Annotated in this window: 20 protein-coding genes; 8 read left to right on the top strand and 12 right to left on the bottom strand. The window is 74.0% G+C overall.

All coding sequences use genetic code 11. From position 1 onward, the window contains the following. From ABD140_RS38485 to ABD140_RS38470, 4 genes are all read right to left on the bottom strand, one after another. A partial coding sequence (locus ABD140_RS38485; RefSeq protein ID WP_344247743.1) for a hypothetical protein occupies positions 1-1,446 on the bottom strand: 1,446 nt, incomplete at its 3' end. Between the two features lie 42 nt (positions 1,447-1,488). After that, positions 1,489-1,929 (bottom strand): ATP-binding protein, encoded by a 441-nt coding sequence (locus tag ABD140_RS38480; RefSeq protein WP_344247741.1) that lies wholly within the window; start codon positions 1,927-1,929, stop codon positions 1,489-1,491. Positions 1,930-2,540: 611 nt separating this feature from the next. Next, on the bottom strand, positions 2,541-2,771 hold the full coding sequence (locus tag ABD140_RS38475) for a DUF3040 domain-containing protein (RefSeq protein ID WP_344247739.1): 231 nt from the start codon (positions 2,769-2,771) through the stop codon (positions 2,541-2,543). A gap of 73 nt (positions 2,772-2,844) precedes the next feature. After that, positions 2,845-4,419, bottom strand: a complete 1,575-nt coding sequence (locus tag ABD140_RS38470) for a glycoside hydrolase family 10-like protein (protein WP_344247737.1) — start codon at positions 4,417-4,419, stop codon at positions 2,845-2,847. Positions 4,420-4,498: 79 nt separating this feature from the next. On the opposite strand from ABD140_RS38470, the gene ABD140_RS38465 reads away from it, so the two are divergent. Then, on the top strand, positions 4,499-4,990 hold the full coding sequence (locus ABD140_RS38465; RefSeq protein WP_344247735.1) for a pyridoxamine 5'-phosphate oxidase family protein: 492 nt from the start codon (positions 4,499-4,501) through the stop codon (positions 4,988-4,990). 133 nt (positions 4,991-5,123) lie between these two features. Next, complete coding sequence (locus ABD140_RS38460; RefSeq protein WP_344247733.1) at positions 5,124-5,831, top strand: TetR/AcrR family transcriptional regulator; 708 nt, start codon at positions 5,124-5,126, stop codon at positions 5,829-5,831. Here ABD140_RS38460 and ABD140_RS38455 read toward each other — a convergent pair. Next, a complete protein-coding gene (locus tag ABD140_RS38455) occupies positions 5,813-7,048 on the bottom strand; it encodes an isochorismate synthase (protein WP_344247731.1) in 1,236 nt (411 codons plus the stop codon). The genes ABD140_RS38460 and ABD140_RS38455 overlap by 19 nt on opposite strands. A gap of 109 nt (positions 7,049-7,157) precedes the next feature. Between ABD140_RS38455 and ABD140_RS38450 the strand changes: the two genes are divergently transcribed. Continuing rightward, a complete protein-coding gene (locus tag ABD140_RS38450) occupies positions 7,158-7,937 on the top strand; it encodes a tyrosine-protein phosphatase (RefSeq protein ID WP_344247745.1) in 780 nt (259 codons plus the stop codon). Positions 7,938-8,127: 190 nt separating this feature from the next. Further along, positions 8,128-9,888, top strand: coding sequence for a hypothetical protein (locus tag ABD140_RS38445; RefSeq protein ID WP_344247729.1), 1,761 nt, complete (start codon positions 8,128-8,130; stop codon positions 9,886-9,888). Positions 9,889-10,016: 128 nt separating this feature from the next. Here ABD140_RS38445 and ABD140_RS38440 read toward each other — a convergent pair whose 3' ends face one another. From ABD140_RS38440 to ABD140_RS38430, 3 genes are all read right to left on the bottom strand, one after another. After that, positions 10,017-10,916: a DMT family transporter gene (locus ABD140_RS38440; RefSeq protein ID WP_344247727.1), complete on the bottom strand. Its 900-nt coding sequence runs from the start codon at positions 10,914-10,916 to the stop codon at positions 10,017-10,019. Positions 10,917-11,002: 86 nt separating this feature from the next. Next, complete coding sequence (locus ABD140_RS38435; protein WP_344247725.1) at positions 11,003-12,022, bottom strand: Gfo/Idh/MocA family protein; 1,020 nt, start codon at positions 12,020-12,022, stop codon at positions 11,003-11,005. Between the two features lie 90 nt (positions 12,023-12,112). Continuing rightward, the gene (locus ABD140_RS38430; RefSeq protein WP_344247723.1) at positions 12,113-13,033 is read right to left on the bottom strand and encodes an endonuclease/exonuclease/phosphatase family protein; all 921 of its coding nucleotides are present in this window, start codon (positions 13,031-13,033) and stop codon (positions 12,113-12,115) included. Positions 13,034-13,119: 86 nt separating this feature from the next. Here ABD140_RS38430 and ybiA point away from each other — a divergent pair, with 86 nt between their 5' ends. Genes ybiA through ABD140_RS38415 form a run of 3 tightly spaced genes read left to right on the top strand, consistent with a single transcriptional unit; the run spans position 13,120 to position 15,618 of the window. After that, positions 13,120-13,659, top strand: a complete 540-nt coding sequence (ybiA, locus tag ABD140_RS38425; RefSeq protein ID WP_344247721.1) for a riboflavin biosynthesis intermediates N-glycosidase — start codon at positions 13,120-13,122, stop codon at positions 13,657-13,659. A 41-nt stretch (positions 13,660-13,700) separates the two neighbouring features. Next, positions 13,701-14,489 carry an RNA ligase family protein gene (locus ABD140_RS38420; protein ID WP_344247719.1) on the top strand — a complete coding sequence of 263 codons (789 nt, stop codon included), beginning with the start codon at positions 13,701-13,703 and terminating at the stop codon, positions 14,487-14,489. Beyond that, positions 14,473-15,618, top strand: coding sequence for an AAA family ATPase (locus ABD140_RS38415; RefSeq protein WP_344247717.1), 1,146 nt, complete (start codon positions 14,473-14,475; stop codon positions 15,616-15,618). The genes ABD140_RS38420 and ABD140_RS38415 overlap by 17 nt, the downstream gene beginning before the upstream one ends. A gap of 19 nt (positions 15,619-15,637) precedes the next feature. Here ABD140_RS38415 and ABD140_RS38410 read toward each other — a convergent pair whose 3' ends face one another. From ABD140_RS38410 to ABD140_RS38400, 3 genes are all read right to left on the bottom strand, one after another. Beyond that, positions 15,638-16,279, bottom strand: a complete 642-nt coding sequence (locus tag ABD140_RS38410; protein ID WP_344247715.1) for a hypothetical protein — start codon at positions 16,277-16,279, stop codon at positions 15,638-15,640. Beyond that, positions 16,272-16,775, bottom strand: coding sequence for a SigE family RNA polymerase sigma factor (locus ABD140_RS38405; protein WP_344247713.1), 504 nt, complete (start codon positions 16,773-16,775; stop codon positions 16,272-16,274). The genes ABD140_RS38410 and ABD140_RS38405 overlap by 8 nt, the downstream gene beginning before the upstream one ends. Before the next feature lie 68 nt (positions 16,776-16,843). After that, positions 16,844-17,503, bottom strand: a complete 660-nt coding sequence (locus ABD140_RS38400; RefSeq protein ID WP_344247711.1) for a class I SAM-dependent methyltransferase — start codon at positions 17,501-17,503, stop codon at positions 16,844-16,846. Between the two features lie 89 nt (positions 17,504-17,592). Here ABD140_RS38400 and ABD140_RS38395 point away from each other — a divergent pair, with 89 nt between their 5' ends. Continuing rightward, on the top strand, positions 17,593-18,729 hold the full coding sequence (locus ABD140_RS38395; protein WP_344247709.1) for an MFS transporter: 1,137 nt from the start codon (positions 17,593-17,595) through the stop codon (positions 18,727-18,729). A gap of 19 nt (positions 18,730-18,748) precedes the next feature. On the opposite strand, the gene ABD140_RS38390 is transcribed toward ABD140_RS38395, so the two are convergent. Beyond that, on the bottom strand, positions 18,749-19,177 hold a 429-nt coding region (locus ABD140_RS38390), incomplete at its 5' end, for a hypothetical protein (RefSeq protein WP_344247707.1).

Raw genomic sequence — 19,177 nt, 5'->3', positions numbered from 1 at the left:
GGGGGGGGGGGGGGGGGCGGGGGGGGGGGGGGCGGGGGGGGGGGGGGCGGCGCCGCGTTCGTCGGCCAGGTGCCTGCGCACGGCGTTGATGATCTCCCAGGCGCTGAGCTCGCCGGTGCCCTTGGGGCGGCTGAGCGCGGGGGTGCCGAGCTCGGCGGCGCAGGCGGCGGGGACGACGAACTCCAGGTGCTGGGGCGACTGCTGGGCCAGCCGGCAGGCGGTCATCGCCAGCGCGTGGGTGGTGGCCAGCAGGGCGCGGACCTTGGCGGGGTCGGTGCTGCTGAGCTTGGGCGGCAGCCGCACCCCCTGCGGGAACAGCTCGCGCAGCGGGTGCTGGGCCTGGCCGAGCACCTCCTGGAGGGTGCGGGCGCTCTCGGGGTCCAGCCAGGGCAGCACCGCGGGCACCGCCTGCGGCACCGTCTGCAGGTCGGCGGCCATCACGGCGGCGGCGGCGCGGCGCAGGTCGGACGGGGTGGGCGCGATGCCCTCGGTGAGCTCGCCGAACAGCACGGCCAGGTCGTACAGGGCCAGGCGCAGGTACTCGCCGGGCGAGGCCTCCCGGACGATGGGCGCGGCGTACTCGGCGGGGCAGCGGCGCAGCCACTCGCGGGCGACGGTCTGCGCGCCGTAGGGGATGGCCTGCAGGTCGGCCTGGACGTACTGCAGCGTGGTGGCGCAGACGGCGGCCAGCGCGGAGGCGCCCGGCTGGAAGGCGGGGTCGGTGGCGAGCGCGGAGGCGATCTCGCCCATCATCCGCACCAGGAACGCGGCGCCGACCGGGTCGCCGGCGGCCAGCCGGTCGGTGTAGTACACCGCCAGCCGCATGAGGTCCGGCGCGATCATCCAGCGCAGGTACTCGGCCTGCACCGTCAGGTAGGGCGCGAACATGGCGACGACGGGGTGCTCGCCGAGCACGACGGGCGTGCCGGAGCTGAAGAGGACCGCGCCCCACAGCGCGGCGACCGTGGCGGGCGTGCCGGGCTGGAAGGCCGGGTCCTGCATGGCGAACTGCTGCGGGTCGACCGCGATCGCGGTGATCAGCGTCTGCTGCACCCGGGCCACCAGCTCGGCGGAGGGGCCCTCGCCGAGCAGCCCGGCGGAGGCCATGGACCCCGCGGTGACGTCCGGGCCGGTGGGGATCAGCTGGGGCGGGACCGGCGGGTTGCCGACGCCGGGCGGGGCGGGCGCCAGGACGCGGCGGGCCGCCGGGTCGGCGGGCGGCGGCGAGGGGTGCCAGTGGGCGTCCAGACCGCACCGGTACCACCGGCCCCACGCGCCGAACAGCCACCATTCGCCGGGTCCGGCCAGCAGCCGGGAGGCGACCTGCTCGGCCCGCTGCTGCGGCGCGGCCGTCCGCCACCACGACGAGGACGTCATCGTCCTGACGTCGGCCTCGGCCTTGGCGAAGGGGTCATCGGCGGGGGTTCCGGAGGTCTGCCAGTTCACGCCCGCGATCCTAGCCGTCTTCGGTGACGTTCGGCCGGACGCTCACAGGGCGTCGAGGCCGCTCAGCCAGCGGGTGAACCAGACGGTCTTGCCCGCCGTGCCGCCGCTGCAGCCGGAGTCGGCGGAGAGCATCGCGACCAGGAACAGGCCGCGCCCGTCCTCGGCGTCGAAGTGGCGTTCGGCGACGGGCGCGGGCGGCGGCTCCAGGGGGCTCTCGTCGGAGATCTCCCCGCGCAGCAGCAGCCCGTCGAGCAGCAGCCGCAGCCGGATCGGGCCCTTGCCGTGCACGACGGCGTTGGCCACGAGCTCGTCGACCATCAGCACGACGTCGTCGACGTCGGAGGGGTCGGCGACGCGCCAGGCGGACAGCTCGGTACGGGTCAGCGCGCGGGCCTGCCCCGGCGCCCGCAGATCCGGGTCGAGCTCCCAGGCCGCGGTGCGGGCGCCGGACCAGCCGACCAGCCCTAGTCGCGGTGCGTCCACTGCCCGTCTCCTCCCGATCGACGTGCGTCGTGCCTGCGGCCGAGGGCCCCCGGCCCTCCTTCCGGAGTGTTCCCCGTCCGTCCGCGGCGAAGTGCGGGGCGGTGAGGTCTGGCCGAAACGGCACTGTTGTGTGACGCGTCCGCCCCCGGCCCGGCCGGGGAATCCGGTGCTGCCATCGACCACTCCTCCCGACAAATCAGTCGTACACCCACAACCTGGGACGCACGTACCCCCAGTCTGGAGTACATGACCCGCGTCACATTCAGCCGGGGTCCACTGACACGGTCCAAAGAGCCGCGGGCCGGACCAGCGACGCGCGGGCCGCGGGCGTCACAGTGAAAAAGCTCTCGGCGTGGAGGGAAGCGGCACCCCCCGCCGGGGGTTAAGGTGGAGAACGCCGGTGTGGCCAGTGTCCCCGGGCCGCATCTAACGCCTTCACGGAATACCGTTCGGCTGGAGCCGTGTTGTGCCTTCCGCCGAGAGGCGACCACCACACCGGCCTGACTTATCGCCCGGCGCGGGGCGGAGGAGACACCCCGCGCAGCACGAGGACCCCGGTGGTGACACCGGGGTCGGGGCGGACACGGGGCCGCCGGTCTTCTACTCGGGCGTCACTGCGACAACAGGATCGCCACGGCCGCCGCCACCGCGGCCACCGCGCCGAGCACCACGACGAGCACCGCCGCGATGATCCTGCGTCGGGGCCTCGCCGCCTCGGGGCCGCCGAAACTCTCCAGCCGCTGCGCCAGTGCGGGATCGTCACGGCTGAGCCGGGACGCGATCTCGGTGAGGATGCGCTCCTCGTCCATCGACAAGGCCATGCCGTACCTCCGGGGGGTCACCTTGCCCCCTCTCTTCCCCTATCAAGACCGTTTGTATCCTCCGGCCGGGCCCCTATCGGGGCCCGTGCCGGATTCAGCGGTCCAGGACCGACGCCCGGGACGGACCGCTCTCCTGGTGCGTGCGGTCCAGCGCCGTCACCCGGTAGGTGTACGTCCGCCCGTCCCGCGCCGTGGTGTCCACGACGGACGTGCCGCGCGTGGTGGTGAGCAGCTCGGACGCCTTGACCGCGGCGCACTCCTCGCCCCCGCCCTCGCTGCGGTACACCGCGTACGACGTCGCGTCGCCCCGCCACGACAGCGTCACCTTGCCGCCCTCCCGGCCGGCCTTCAGACCCGTGGGCGCGGCGGGACGCGCGCCGCCGTCCGACGGCGGGATCAGCGCGGGCGTCCGGTAGTGGTCGCGCAGCAGCGCCGAGACGAAGCCCTTCTTGTCGCGGACGTAGTCGGTGGCACTGAAGAAGACGTCACCGCGCACCGCCGGGTACTTGCGGTTGAGGGTGAGGTGGCGGCTGATCTGGTCGGCCTTGGTCGCGAACGAGGACTCCCCCATCCGGTAGCCGGCCTGCCCGATGAGCAGCTGCACCCCGGTGCCCTTCACCAGGTCCGACCACCAGGCGACGAGCGTGGCGTAGTCGGCGCGCGAGTCGCCGATGGCCCAGTACAGCTGGGGCAGCACGTAGTCCAGCCAGCCCTCCTTCACCCACTTGCGGGTGTCGCCGTAGATCTGGGCGTAGGAGTCCAGGCCGTTGGTGTCCGAGCCCTCGGGGTGGCCGCTCTTGTTGCGCCAGATCCCGAACGGGCTGATGCCGAACTTCACCCACGGCTTGGCGTCCTTGATGTCGGTGGACAGCCGCTCGACGAGCTTGTTGACGTTGTCGCGCCGCCAGTCGCCCTTGTTCGCGAAGCCCCCGCCGTACTTCTTGTACGTCCCCGCGTCGGGGAAGTCGCCGTCGGACGGGTAGGGGTAGAAGTAGTCGTCGAAGTGCACGCCGTCGACGTCGTACTTCTCCACCACCTCCATGACGGCCTTGGTGGCGAGGTCCTGCACCTGGGGCAGGCCCGGGTCGTACCAGAGGTACTTGCCGTACTTCACCGCCCAGGACGGGTTCTTGCGCGCCGGGCTCGCGGGCGCCAGCTTGGCGCGGTCGTTGTCCTCGCCGACCCGGTAGGGGTTGAACCAGGCGTGGAACTCCAGGTCGCGGGCGTGCGCCTCGTCGATGAGGAACTGCAGCGGGTTCCAGCCGGGGTCCTTGCCCGGGGTCCCGGTCAGCCACACCGACCACGGCTCGTGCGAGGAGGGGTAGAACGCGTCGCCGGCCGGGCGGATCTGCATGAAGACGGCGTTGAGGTTCTTCGCCTTGGCCGTGTCCAGCATCGCCCGGTAGGAGGCCTTCTTCTTCGCCACGGGGGCCTCGGGGTCGCCCGGCCAGTCGCCGCCGTACACCGAGGAGATCCACATGCCGCGGACCTGCCTGCCGGGGCCGTCGTCGACGGGTTCGACCACCGGGCACTCCGCCTCCGGCTGGGCCAGGCCCAGCTGGGCCTGCGGCACACCCGGCACGGGAGCCGTCTCGACCCCCCCGCCGGCGCATCCGCCCGCCAGAACCAGCCCCGTCAGTCCCGCCAGGGTACTCAGCGCTCGTCGCATTTTCCGGAGGCTACCCGTTCCCCGGACGTGACCGGGCCGTGACCGGGATTTTGTCACGGCCCCCTGCGAAGATCGAGGGATGAGCGACTGGAACGACGTGACGCGGACCGCGCCCGACTTCGCCGAGGCGGTGCGGCGGATCTTCGACGCGCACAAGCACAAGACGATGGCCACCCTGCGCAGGGACGGATCGCCCCGGATCAGCGGGATCGAGCTGTCGTTCGCGGAGGGCTCGATCGTCCTCGGCATGATGCCCGCCTCCATGAAGGCGCGGGACGTGCGGCGCGACGGCAGGGTGGCCGTCCACTCCGCCTCCGCCGAGCCCGACCCCGACGACCCCGCCGCCTGGCCGGGCGACGCCAAGATCTCCGGCGTGGCGCGCGAGGTGGAGGATCCCGCCGAGGCCGTCGCCCTCCTGCGGGCGATGGGCGCGCCGGAGGCGGTCCACGGCAGCCCGGTCTTCCGGCTGGAGCCGCACGAGGTCGTCCTGACCAGGGTCGCCCCGAGCGGCGACCACCTGGACGTCCTCCTGTGGAAGGACGGCGCCCTCACCGCCAAGACCGCCGAATGAGGACGGGCGGGGCCCTCGCAGGGGGCTCCGGCCGGGCCGAACGTCTGGCGGCGGGCGAAGCCTGCTTCTACTATGGCCGGTCGAAGAAGTCCTCCACGGCGCGCACGAGGCTCCCCGAGCAGACAAGGCGAGCATGACCACCACCGATCACCGCCCGCGCCGCATGTCCCCCGAGGAGCGCAGGCAGGCGCTCATCGACGCCGCGCTGGAGCTCTTCGGGCGCAACGCCCCCGAGCGCGTCACCATGGAGGACGTGGCCGCCCACGCCGAGGTCTCGCGGGCCCTGGTGTACCGCTACTTCTCCAACATCGAGGAGATCCGGATCGCCGCGCTCCGCGCCGCGGTGGACGAGCTGGTGGAGCGGCTGGCGCGCGTGCGGGGCGGCGACCTGCACGAGCAGCTCCGGGAGACCCTCGAGGAGTTCGTCTCCTACGCCGAGGAGCGCGCCGCCGGGTACATCGCGCTGCTGCGCAGCGGTTCGGTCATCGCCACCTCCGAGACCGCCGCCCTGGTCGACGAGGCGCGCCACTCGGTCGTCGACCAGGTGCTGGGCCGGCTGGAGGCGGCCGGGCCTCCCCCGCCGCTGCTGCTGCTCACCCTGCGCTGCTGGGTGGCCGTCTGCGAGGGCGCCATGCTCACCTGGCTGCAGGAGCGCACCCTCAGCCGCGAGTCGCTGGTGCCCTGGCTCTCCGGCCAGCTGATCGCGATGATCGCCGCCACCGGAGAGCAGGACCCCCGGGTCGCGGCCCTCCTGCCCCTGCTGGACCCGCGCCCGGAGCACGACGTCGCGCGGCCCGCGAACGGCGCGGCCGCGGAGGCGGGTCAGCCTTCCAGGGCGTAGCGCATCGCGCCGAACTTCGTGCGGGTCTCGGCGAGCTCGGCCTCGGCGGTGGAGCCCGCGACGATGCCGCAGCCGGCGAAGAGGCGTGCCTCGTCGCCCTCCAGCTGGGCGCAGCGCAGGGCGATGCCCCACTCGCCGTCGCCGCGGGCGTCGACCCAGCCGACCGGGCCCGCGTACCGGGAGCGGTCCATCTCCTCGAGCTCGTCGATGAGCTCCATCGCCGCGGCGGTGGGGGTGCCGCCCACCGCGGGCGTGGGGTGCAGGGCCGCCAGCACGTCCAGGACGGAGCGCTCCGCGGCGAGCCTGCCGCGCACGGGGGTGGCCAGGTGCTGGAGGTTGGCCAGCCGCAACAGCTCCGGCACCGCGGGCACGTCCAGTTCGGCGCACAGGGGGCGCAGCGCCTCGCGCACCATCTCGGCCGCGTACGCGTGCTCGCCCCGGTCCTTGCCGGAGTTCAGCAGCGCCCGGCCCAGCGCGCGGTCCTCGGCCTCGTCGGCGCCGCGCGGGGTGGTGCCGGCCAGCACCAGCGACTCGATGCGGCCGCCGAACCGGCGGACCAGCAGTTCGGGGGTGGCGCCGACCAGCCCGTCGACGGCGAAGGTGTAGCACTCGGGGTAGCGCCGGGCCAGGCGGCGCAGCAGGGCCCGCGCGTCGATCGGCCCGTCGGCCCGCACCCGCACGTCGCGGGCGAGGACGACCTTGCCGAGCGCGCCGCCGCGGATGCGCCGCACGGCGTTCTCCACGGCCCGCCCCCACTGCTCCTCGGCCAGCGAGCCGCCGGACCACCGCAGCCCGGCGGGCTCGGCCACCGGGCGCAGGAGCGTCAGCGGGTCGACGCCGTCGCCGATCGTGGTGTGCCAGGCCCGCCCGTCCCGCCACCCGAGCACCACCCGGGGCACGATGAGCACCGACTCGTCGTTCTTGGGGGCGAACCCGAAGCTCCCGAAGGCGACGGGGCCCGATCCCGGCACCCCCAGGGGGTCGTCCACCAGCGCGTCCCGGAACAGCGCGGCGAGCCTGCGGCCCGCCCAGCCGAACCTGTCGTCGCCGCCGGGCACCGCGATGCGCGCGGCCTCGCCCCAGCCGACCAGGCCCTCGTCGTGCCGGACCCAGGCCATGGCCGCCGGATGCGGCAGCCGGGCGATGAGGTCGACGGGCCCGTCCACCGGTACCGTGCGGACGGTCAGCTGCTCAGAGGCTCCCAGCGCGACGCTCACCCGGCCCACACTACAGAAGAGTTGAACCTGTTCAAACAGCCGATGCCATCGTTCATCATGTGATTTAGCCGATAGCTCGCCTTTGTCCGCGGGTAGGCTCTCCGTCGTGATGGAGCAGAGTCGCTGGATCAGTCTTGCCGGAGCCGTCAACGTCCGTGACCTGGGCGGCCTTCCCACCACGGACGGGCGCAGCACGCGCTTCGGCCGGGTGCTGCGTTCGGACAACCTGCAGGGGCTCACCGACGAGGACGTCTCGCTGCTGGCCGGGGAGATCGGGGTCGGGCACGTCATCGACCTGCGCAGCCTGGCCGAGGTGCAGCGCGAGGGGCCGGGCCCCCTCACCCGGCTGGCCGGGGTGACGATCCACCACCTGTCGCTGTTCGTGGAGACCCAGATCGCCGCCGGGGTGGAGGTCGACAAGGCGCTGCCGTGGCAGAGCCGCGCCGTCCAGGAGGACCCCGAGCACCGGTCGGTCGGCTTCTACCACGGCTACCTGCGCGACCGGGCCGACTCGATCATCGCCGCGCTGCGCGTCATCGCGCACGAGGAGGCGGCCTCGATCGTGCACTGCGCGGCCGGCAAGGACCGCACCGGCGTGGTCAGCGCCCTGGCCCTGGAGGTGGCGGGCGTCGCCCGCGAGGCGATCGTCGCCGACTACGCGCTGACCGCCGAGCGGCTCGAGGCGATCCTCGACCGCCTGCTGAGCAGCGAGACCTACCGCACCGACCTGCGCAGCCGCCCCGCCGACAGCCACCTCCCGCACGCCTTCATCATGGAGCGCTTCCTGACCGGCATGGACCACACCTACGGCGGCACCCTGGACTGGCTGGCCGCCAACGGCTGGACCGAGGACGACACCGGCGCGCTGCGCTCCCGCCTGGTCGGCTAGCCCCGACCGGCGCCTTCCCGCGACAAGGCGAGCCCCGGCGCGACGGCGTACGGGGCTCTTCGCGCCGCCCGTACCGCCGTGGCGAACACCACAATCCTTCCATGCCTTCAATGAGACATTGATGAATGACACATAAGTCAGTGGGGTATTAGGGTGCCGTGCTGTCACCCCCCACCGAGGAGAGTCGTTCATGGGAGTTCTCGCCGAGGAGCTGAAACCCGCCGGAGGCGCGGCGCTCGACCAGGTGCTGATCGCCAGCGGCGTCGGCCTCCTGCTCGCCGCCGTCCTGCTGGTGCTGGGATACGGGCACCGCACCGGCCGGCTGCGCCTGCTCGACGCCATGGCCGCCCTGGCGGGCAGGGGCGCCGCGCGGGGCCTGCCGGGCTGGGCCGCGCTGCCGATGATCGTCGCCATGGTCTCCCTCATCACCGCGCTGCTCGGGATGTACTGGGACATCTCCCTGCACATCACACGGGGCCGCGACGAGGGCCCGCTGGCCAACATCGCCCACTACCCCATCCTCATCGGGCTGTTCGGCATCTTCGCCGCCGGCGTCATCGCCCTGGCCCTGCCGGTGAAGGAGAAGCCGGGACCGGCGCCGTTGCGCATCACCCGCACCTGGCACGTCCCGGCGGGCGGCGCGCTCGTCGCGGGCGCCGGGTTCTACGCCCTGCTCGGCTTCCCGCTGGACGACGTCTGGCACCGCGTCTTCGGCCAGGACGTCACGCTGTGGGGGCCCACCCACCTGATGCTCATCGGCGGCGCCGGCCTGTCCCTGGTGGGCATGCTCGTCCTGGAGCGCGAGGGCCTCGCGGCCTCCGGCGGCGAGGCGGCCCCCGCCCGGCTGTCCTACCTGCGGCGCGGCATGGCCTGCGGCGGACTGCTCATCGGCCTGTCGGTGTTCCAGGCCGAGTTCGACTTCGGCGTCCCGCAGTTCCGGCTGGTCAACCAGCCGTTCCTCATCGCGCTGGCCGCGGGCTGCGCCCTGGTCGCCGCCCGCCTGTGGGTCGGCAGGGGCGGCGCGATCCTGGCGGCCGTCTTCTACATGGCGGTGCGCGGCGGCGTCTCGCTGGCCGTCGGCCCCGTCATCGGCGAGCTCAACGCCGCGGTCCCCATGTACCTGGCCGAGGCCGTGCTCGTCGAGCTCGTGGCGCTCGCGCTGATCCGGCGGCCGCTGGCCTTCGGCGCCGTCTCGGGCGCCGCCGTGGGCACCGCGGGGTTCGCCGCCGAGTACGCCTGGACGCAGGTGGCCTTCCGGCTGCCCTGGACCCCCGACATCCTGGTCGAGGGCGTCCTGATGGCGCTGGCGGGCGGCCTGTCCGGCGCGGTCCTGGGCGTCCTGCTCGCCGAGGGGCTGGCCGGACGGCTCCCCCGCCCCGCCGTCAGCCGCGGCCTGTTCGCCGGCTCGCTCGTCGTCATCGCCGCCGCGGTCGCCAACTGCCTGGTCTTCACCGTGCCCGCGAAGATGCAGGTCACCGCCTCCCTCACCCCCGACGGCCACGGCGCCTTCACCCTGAGCCGGCCGCTGGACGACCCCGCCTGGATCCAGGTCACCGCCTGGCAGGGCGGCGACCTGCACGTCGACCGGCTGGAGCGGACCGGCCCGGCCACCTACCGCACCACCGAGCCGATGCCGCTGGACGGCACCTGGAAGACACTGGTGCGCATCCACGACGGCCGGGCGCTCGCCGCCGTCCCGGTCTTCCTGCCCGAGGACGCGGCGATCGGCGCGAAGGAACTGCCCGCCGAGCCGCGGTTCACCCGCGACGTCCAGGGCGAGCAGCCCATCCTGCAGCGCGAGCTCAAGCAGGACGTGCCCGGCTGGATGTGGGCGGCGGCCTCCTCGGTGGTGCTGGCCTGCACCCTGATCCTGGTGCTCGCCCTCGGCTGGGGCGTCTCGCGAATAGCCGGTGCGGTGCGCGCCCGCCCGGCGGTACGGTCTGGCGCATGATCCTGGCCCACCACGCCCTCGTCGAGGCGATCGCCCTCTTCGTCCCCGCCCTGGCCATCGTCGGCGTGATCGCCGGAGCCGTCCTCCTGGACCGCAGGCGCGCCGCCGAGGACGGGGAGGACGGGGAGCTAGCGGCGCCGGGAGAGGGCGACGCCGAGCAGGCAGACGGCGCCTCCGGCGAGGGCGAGCGGGGCGGGCGCCTCGGCCAGCAGGACCCAGGCCAGGACGATGGCCAGCGGCGGGACGAGGTAGGTGGTGACGCCGAGGCGTCCGGCGTCCATGCGGGCCAGGGCGTAGCCCCACGTGCTGAAGGCCAGGGCGGTGGGGACGAGGCCGAGGTAGACCAGCCAGCCGAGCGTTCCGGCTGAGGCGCGTCCGCTCTCCTCCACCAGCGCGGGCGCGTACGGCAGGCAGGCGACCGAGGCGACCGCGCAGCCCAGCCAGGTCACCTGCAGCGACGGCAGCCGCCGCAGGACCGGCTTCTGCGCCACCACACCGATCGCGTAGGCGACGGCGGCGACCACCCCGAGGACGATGCCGAGCACGACGGCGTCGTCCTCGCCCGCCGTCGCCACCCCGATCAGCGCCGCGCCGGCGAAGGCGACCCCGGCGCCGATGAGCAGCCACCGCGGATAGCCCTCGCGCAGCAGCGTCCCGGCCAGCAGCGCGATGAGGATCGGGCCGATGTTGACGAGCATCGCGGCTGTCCCGGCGTCGACGCGCTGCTCGGCGGCGTTCAGCGCGACGTTGTAGACGCCGAACCAGATCAACCCGTACACGCCGATCAGCGTCCACTCCTGACGGGTGGGCCGCACCCATTCCCGGCGCGCCGCCAGCAGCGCGCCGAGCACGACGGCCGCGACGAGCAGCCTGCCGAGGGTCAGGGGGCCCGGTCCGAAGTCGTCGCCGAGGTCGCGGATCGCGACGAAGGCCGACGCCCAGGCCACGACGGTGAAGGCCACCGCACCGAATGCGAGCCGGCTTCCCGCGCCGCTCGGGGGGCTGTCGAGTGCAGGAGTCGTTGTCATGGTCCGACTGTAGATCCGTGGTCGAATTCTTTTTCGACGGCGGGCGCCGGACCTGGGCGGCAGCCGAACGCGGCGGCCGAAAGCCGCTACCGGCCAGCCGCCGAGCGCAGTGCCGCCTCGATGACCTCCAGGCCCGCGACGGCGTCCTCCAGCGGCACCGGGGGCGGGCCGCCGTGCTCCAGGGCGTTCACCACCCCGGCGTAGAAGGCCTGCCACGCGCCCGGGTCGGTGCGGACGGGCCGGGAGCGGCCGGGCACGCCCAGGAAGCCGTAGGTCTCCGGCGGCATCTGGCCCCAGCCGGGTTCGCGGGGGGTGCGGCCCGCGCGCAGCGCCTCCTCCTGGCCGTCCATGCCGTGGACGACGTAGGAGGCCTTGTCTCCCAGCACCCGGAACCGGGGGCCGATGTCGGCGGCGGCGGCGCTCATCCACAGGTGGGAGCGGGCGCCGTTCGCGTGGGTCAGCGCCAGGAACGCGTCGTCGGTGGTGGCCGCGCCCGGCCGCCGGGTGTCGAGTTCGGCGTAGACGTGCGTGGGCGGGCCGAACAGGCAGATCGCCTGGTCGATGAGGTGGGCGCCCAGGTCGTAGACGATGTTCCCGGCGTCGGCGGGGTCGGCCGACTCCTTCCAGGAGGGCTTGACGTGGGGCCGCCACCGCTCGAAGCGCGACTCGAACCGCCCGACCTCGCCGAGCGCGCCCTCGGCCATGAGCCGCCGGAGCGTGCGGAAGTCGCCGTCCCAGCGGCGGTTGTGGTACGGGAAGACCGGCGGGCCGATCCGGCCCAGCGCCAGCGCCTGCTCCGACGTCACCGCCACGGGTTTGTCGATCACCACCGGCAGACCGGCCTCCAGCGCCCGGGTCGCCAGCGGCGCGTGGGTGCGGTTCGGAGTGGTGACCACCACGAGGTCGCAGTGCGCCGGGTCGTCGAACACCGGCGCCGGGTCGGGCAGCACCGCCACCCCCGGGTAGCGCCGCCGCACCTCCTCCTGCCGTTCGGGGTTGCCCGTCACCACCGCCGTCAGGACCAGCCCGGGCACCGAGGTGATCACGGGGGCGTGGAAGACCGAGCCGCCGGTCCCGTAGCCGAGGAGCGCCACACGCAACGTCATGACACGATCATGGCAAACGGTCCGGCCTCCGCTTCGATCCGGGGTCTCACCAGGCGCTTTCCGCCCGGCACGGCTCAGGGCGGGAGAAGCTCAGGGCAGGCGCAGCTCGGCGGACACGGCGCGGTGGTCGCTGCCCGGCAGGTCGTGGACCGCGTAGTCCAGGACGGCGATCCGGCGGTCGGCGAAGACGTGGTCGATGACGATCCCGGGGAACGACCACCCCGAGGCGGGCCAGGTGGCGCGCAGCCCCGAGCCGCGGACCTCCGCGGCGTCGCGGTAGCCGGTGGACAGCACGCCGCGCAGGCTCGCGTGGTCGAGGGTGGCGTTGAAGTCCCCCGCGAGGATCCGAGGCGTGCCCTGGGGCGTCGCGGCGGGCAGTTCGCTCTGGGAGTCGCGCCAGCACCCCCCGAGACCGGGATGCAGGGGGGCGCAGGTGTGCACGGCCACGAACTCGACCGGCTGCGCCGCGCCGGGAACGTCCAGCGTCGCCCGGACCGCGCCCGAGGGGGCCTCCCCGGCCTGGAAGGGGTGGCGCGAGTACAGCGTGGTGTCGTGCGTGCCGTTCGCGGTGTGCGGGAAGAGCTCGAGGACGCCCTTCTCCTCCAGCTTCTGACGGGTTCCAGGCGGCAGCTCCTGGACCGACAGCACATCGGCGCGCGTCTCCCGCGCCAAAGCCAGCAACCGGTCGGGCGGGGTGAGCCCGAACCGGAGGTTGGCGCTGAGCACCCGCAGCACCGGTCCCTTCGCCGCGGGCTGCCCCTCCTCCAGCACCCGGGGGACCAGAAGCCCGCCGAGCACCAGCGCGGCGGCCAACCCCGCCACCGCCGCCGCCCTGCGCCGCAGCAGCAGCGCCGCGACCGGCGCCGCGAACGCCGCACCCGCCACGTAGGGCGTGAAGGAGACCAGCTGGATCCACCGGAAGCCGGCGTCGAGCCCCGAGAGCCGCAGCACCGTCCACATGAGGAACGGAGCGACCAGCGCCCAGGCGAGGACCGTCCTCCATCGCCCCATGCTCGTTCCTCCCGATCGACGGACAAGGGTCGTATGGCACCTTAAATCCTTGGGACCGCGGCCCCGGCGGCTCCTATGGTGTCGCCATGGAACCGCGCAGCGTGGAAGATCTCCGGAAGTCGCAGAGAAGCGGAGCCTCCCCGAAGTACCTCTTCTTCTGGGGGCATCGGCCGCATCCGAGCGGCAGGCACGTGCTGAGCCAGTGGTTCGAGCGCGGCTTCGAGGCGGACGGGAAGGCCTACCGCAGCGCGGAGCACTACATGATGGCGGGCAAGGCGCGGCTGTTCGGCGATACCGAGACCGAGGAGCTGGTCCTGACCTCGGGGCATCCCGCCGAGGCGAAGGAGCTCGGCCGCCGGGTGCGGGGCTTCGACGAGGGGACGTGGGAGGAACACCGGTTCGAGCTGGTCGTGCGGGGCGGCCTGGCGAAGTTCGGCGCCGATCCCGAACTGCGCGGCTACCTGCTGGGCACCGGTTCCCGGGTGCTGGTCGAGGCGAGCCCGCTCGACCGGATCTGGGGCATCGGGCTGGCCGCCGACGACGCGCGGGCGGCCGATCCGGCGCGCTGGCGGGGGCTCAACCTGCTGGGTTTCGCGTTGATGGAGGCGCGGGCGCGGCTGCGGTAAATCGTTCGACGGGGGCGGGAGGCACCACGTACAACGATGGCATGATCCGCAAATACCCCCGTACTCCGCATCTGCGGGGATCGCGTCTCCAGCCGGGCGACCATGACCTGGCGGCGGTGCCGTTCCGGGAGGTGGCCGGGCGGTACCTGGTGGTGGAGGAGAAGCTCGACGGGGCCAACTGCGGTGTCAGCTTCGACGAAGGGGGCGGGCTGCTGCTGCAGTCGCGCGGCCATTACCTGGCCGGGGGGCCGCGGGAGCGGCAGTTCGCGCCGCTCAAGGCGTGGGCGTCGGCCGTCGCGCATCTGCTGTGGCCGGTGCTGGGCGCCAGGTACGTCATGTACGGCGAGTGGATGTACGCCAAGCACACCGTCTTCTATGACGCCCTCCCCCATTATTTCTGCGAGTTCGACGTCTATGACCGGCGTGAGGACGTCTTCCTCTCCACCGCCGCACGGCGTGAACTGCTCGCTGGCACGCCTGTCTGTTCTGTTCCGGTGCTGCGTGAGGGGAAAGCGGACCGGCTGGAGGAGGTGACGTCGCTCGTCGGCCCGTCCGTGTGCCGGAGCGGGGGCTGGCGGGAGGCGCTGGACGAGGCCGCGCTGGCCGCCGGGCTCGATCCGGAGCGGGTGCGGGCCGAGACCGACGCCTCCGACGAGATGGAAGGGCTCTACCTCAAGGTCGAGGAGGGCGGGCGGACGGTCGGCCGGTTCAAGTGGGTGCGGTCGAGTTTCCTGACCGCCATCCTCGACGCGGGAGGCCACTGGCAGGACCGGCCGATCGTCGCGAACGGGCTGGCCGACCCGGAGGTGCTGTATGCGGGTGTTCGCTGAGCTCTGCCCCCGGCCGCCGCACTGGCGGCTGGACTGGACGGCCGTCCGCGAACGGTTCCCGTGGGTCCGCGACCTCGCGGGCGTCGCGCAGGATCCGGTGCACCACGCCGAAGGCGACGTCGAGACGCACACGCGTCTGGCGTGCGAGGCGCTGGCCGCGCTGCCGCGCTGGCGGGAACGCCGCGAGGACGAGCGCACGCGGCTCTTCGCCGCGACGCTCCTGCACGACGTGGCCAAGCCCCGGTGCACCCGTGAGGAGGACGGCCGGATCACCGCGCACGGCCACTCCCGCCACGGCGACCTGATGGCCCGCCGGATCCTGTGGGAGCTCGGCGCTCCGATCGCCTGGCGCGAGTACGTGGCCGCGCTCGTCCGCCACCATCAGGTGCCGTTCTGGGGGCTGGAGCGCGCCGATCTGCAGCCGACCGCCTTCCGGGTGAGCCTGCTCGCCGCCAACGCCGACCTCGTCCTGCTCGCGGAGGCCGACCTGCGCGGCCGGGAGTGCGCGGACCTCGCCGAGATGCTGGAGAACGTCGCCCTGTACGAGGAGTACTGCGCCGAGGAGGAGTGCCTGGACGGGCCGCGGGCCTTCCCCTCCGACCACGCCCGGTTCCAGTACTTCCGCACGCCCGGCCGCGACCCGTCCTACGCCGCCTACGACGACACCCGCCTGACGGCCACCGTGCTGTCGGGACTGCCCGCCGCGGGCAAGGACACCTGGATCGCCACGCACCGGCCCGGCCTCCCGGTCGTCAGCCTGGACGCGCTCCGCGCAGAACTGGGCGTCTCCCCCGCCGGCGACCAACGCCCCGTCGTCACCGCCGCCTTCGCACGGGCCAAGGAGCACCTGCGAGCGGGCCGCCCGTTCGTGTGGAACGCCACCAACACCTCGCGCCAGATCCGGGAGCGCTGCATCGCTCTCGCGGCCGACTACCGCGCCCGGATCGAACTGGTCTCCCTGGAAGCCGCGCCGCACGTGCTGCACGCCCGCAACCGGGCACGCCCCTCCCCCGTCCCGGACGCGGTCATCGCCCGGCTGGCCGCCCGCTGGGAGACCCCGGACCCCACCGAGGCCCACACCGTCACCTGGCTCGACCAGACCCCGAACCGGACGCGAGACCAGACGTGAAGCCGGACGCGAAGGACGGTCAGGACCCGTCCACGACCTGCCAACGCCCCTGACGCAGCTCCAGACTCAGCAGCGTGCCCGAGATGGCGACCCGCGCCTTCTCTCCGTCGATCCGCGCCTCACCCAGCCGCAAAGGCTCCACGAGATACTCGGCTCCGTCGTCCCGGACGAACCTCACCCACGGCAACCGCGCCGAGAGCTCACGCCTGAGTCCAGGATCAAGCGGACGTTCAGTGCACTTTCCACGCAGCGGGCAGAACCTGTCCAGAATCCGCAGCGGACTCACGCTCTTCAGCTCGGCACCCGCCCTCCCCGCCAGAAAGGCGTCGATCGCCGTCTCATAGACAACGGCCAAGTCGTCCGGCACCGCGGAGACCGGAGCAGGCTGCTCTCTGGCGTACGGCTCCGCCATTTCCTGGTCCTTCAGCGGACCGGTCGCCGGTTTGGCCGCCGAACTGTCCGTTTGCGTCCCGCCCGTCTGGTGCAGCACGACCGGGACGGCGACCGTCACGGCGGCGGCCAGGGCGAGACCGCCCGCGGCGGCCTTCCAGCGGCGGCGGGCCCGGGCGCGGCGGCCCCGCGCGATGACCGCGTCGGCCAGGCCGGGACGCGGGTCCGGTGCCTCGGCGGCCAGCAGGCCCAGCAGGTCCCCGTCATCCACGGGCCTCCCCCTCCACGGCCACCCCGTACGCCTCCCGCAGCTTCTCCAGGCCGCGCAGCGTCTGGCTGCGGACCGTCCCGGCCGAGCAGCCGAGCAGTTCGGCGACCTCGGCGACCTCCAGGCCCACCCAGTGCCGCAGCACCACCGCGGCCCGCTGCCGGGCCGGCAGGGACGCCAGCGCCGAGCGCAACCGGACGTTGCCGTCGACGCCGGCGTACGGGTCGGCGCCGTCGGCGGTCTCGGGCAGCGCCTCCATCGCGGTCTCGTGCCGCCGGTGGGCGCGGCGGCGTTCGTCGGCGGCCACCGTGACCAGGACGCGCCGAACGTACGCTTCGGGGTTGCTCTCGATGTTCCGCCACCGAAGATACGCCTTGACCAGCGCGTTCTGCACCAGGTCCTCCGCGCCCGCCCGGTCGGCGGTCAGCAGGTAGGCCAGCCGGAGCAGCGCGGCGGAGCGCTCGGCCACGAACCGCCGGAACGCCTCCTCCTCGGCCAAGGAAACCTCCGATGGGATGGGGGGCGACCAGCGTCGCACGCTTCGCGCCGCGGTTCCAACCCGGCGCGTCAGCGGGCGGGCACCTGCCAGACGGTGGTGCGCCGGCGGCGCGATCCGTCGGGTGCGCGCCTGGCCGGGACGTCGTAGCGGGCCAGTGCGGTGAACGCGCCGCGCGGCAGGTGCCGCCGCCCGGGGTCGCCGACGAGCACCAGCGCGCCGGAGGCCGCGGCACGGCGCAGGAACGGCTCGATCCGGCGGGCCAGCGCCTTGTCGTAGAAGACGTCACCGGCCAGCACGACGTCGTGGAGACCCGGGCGGGAGTCCAGGATGTCGGCGCACAGGGCGGTGACGCGCACCTCGTTGGCCTCGGCGTTGGCGCGGATCGCGGCGGCCGCGTACGGGTCGACCTCGCTGGCGGTGACCTCCCGGGCGCCGGAGAGCGCCGCGGCCAGCGCCACCACGCCGGAGCCGGCGGCCACGTCCAGGACGGAGCGGCCGCGGACCAGCTCGGGCACGTCCAGCACGTGCCGGGCCAGCGCCAGGCCGCCGGTCCAGGCGAAGGACCAGTAGGGCAGGCCGGTGTCCTCGGTGTGCTCGCCCAGGCCGTAGGGGTCGGCGGCCTGGTGGAGGCGGAGTTCGGGCAGGTAGGGAACTGTTCTCAGCCGCGTGTGGTCACGGACGAACGCCTCTTCTGGCGCCCTGCAGAGCGGCGGGGGGTCGGGCTGCACCTTGATGACCTTAATCCGCCTTTCCTTACAGCGCCATTTCCCGGGGTCAGCAACGGCGATGTAAATAAATTACCGCTAGCATGGAGATAATGGAACGATCTCCCAGCCCTTTCCCGATAGCCGCGGTGTTCGCCGTCCACGGCGCGGTGGGGGGCGCCTTCGCCACGCGCATCCCGTGGATCCAGGAGCGGATCGGCGCCGGGCCGGGCGAGCTGGGGCTGGCGCTGCTCGCCCCGGCCGTCGGCACCCTCCTGGCGATGCCCACCGCCGGGCGGATCGTCCACCGGCTCGGCGGGCGCGCCGCCGTCCGGCTGCTGCTGGCCGCCTGGTGCCTGGCCCTGGTACTGCCGCCGCTCGCCCCGGACCTCGCGGTGCTGTGGATCGCGCTGCTGCTGTACGGGGCGGTGGCGGGCCTGGCCGACGTGGCGATGAACGCCGAGGGCGTGCTGATCGAGATGGCGCTGGGCCGTCCGGTCATGTCGCGGCTGCACGGGATGTGGAGCATCGGCGCGCTGACCGGGGCCGGCACCGGCGCGCTGGCCGCCCACGCCGGCGTCGACGCCCGGCTGCACCTGGCCGTCACCGCCCTGGTCCTGCTGGGCTGCGGGCTGCTCGCCTCGGCGTTCCTGCCCTCCTTCCCCGCCGGCGCGGACGCCGTGGCCCCGCCGCGTTTCGCGCTGCCCGGACGGGAGGTGCTGGGCATCGGCCTGGTCGGTTTCTGCGCGGTGGTCGCCGAGGGCGCGGCCGCCGACTGGAGCGCGGTCTACCTGCGGGACGTCGCCGGTGCCGGGCCGGGCGTCGCGGCGGTGTCCTACACCGCGTTCGCGCTGACCATGGCGCTGGCCAGGCTGGGCGGTGACGCGGTGGTCGCGCGGCTGGGCCCCGTGCGCACGGTGCGGCTCAGCGGGGCGCTCGCGGTGCTCGGCGGCGTGGCGGTCGTCGCCGCCCGCACCCCCGCCCCGGCGATCGCCGGTTTCGGGCTCATCGGCCTGGGCGTCGCGGTGGTGATCCCGCTGGCGTTCACCGCCGGGGGCCGTGCCGCCGCCGACCCCGGCCAGGGCGTCGCGGGCATCGCCACCCTCACCTACTCCTGCCTGCTCATCGCCCCCGGCGTCATCGGCGGCGTGGCCGCCCTGTCCTCCCTGCCGGTCTCCTTCGCCCTGGTCACCGCCGCCCTGGTCGTGATGACGCTCACCGCGGGCCACCTGCGCCCGGCCGCCCCGTAGCGCGGAGGGAGGGTGACGCTCAGCGCGGGTTTCCCGCGCCCGGCCCCCCGGTGGCGCGGAAGGCGCGGGCGCCGGTGCTGCGGACGGCGCTGACCGCGATGCGGGGGACGGCGGCGGGCGCCAGGCGGAACGACACCCGGACGGCCAGGCCCGCGGCGGCGTCCTGGGCGGGCCCGGCGATCAGGCGGGTGAGGCGGGGGCCGGCGTCCGCGTCCGGTACGGGCGGCGGCGGCTCGTCCAGCAGGACGGCGACCGCGCGGGTCCAGGCCTGGCGGACGGACTCGCGGGCGATGTCGCGCATCAGGTCGCGCAGGGCGGCGCGGACGACCTCCTCGGCCATGCCGGTCAGCGCCCGGCCCAGCTCGGTGCGGGCGGCCCAGCCCGCGGCGCCGAGCGCGCCCCGCGCCGTCAGCTCGGGGACGCCGAGCCGTTCGGCGGCCTCGGCCAC

Origin of the sequence: Actinocorallia libanotica (assembly GCF_039525175.1) — a bacterium.
GTDB lineage: Bacteria > Actinomycetota > Actinomycetes > Streptosporangiales > Streptosporangiaceae > Actinocorallia > Actinocorallia libanotica.
Note: the sequence above shows the minus strand (reverse complement) of the source record. Positions and strands in the feature narration are given on the sequence as shown.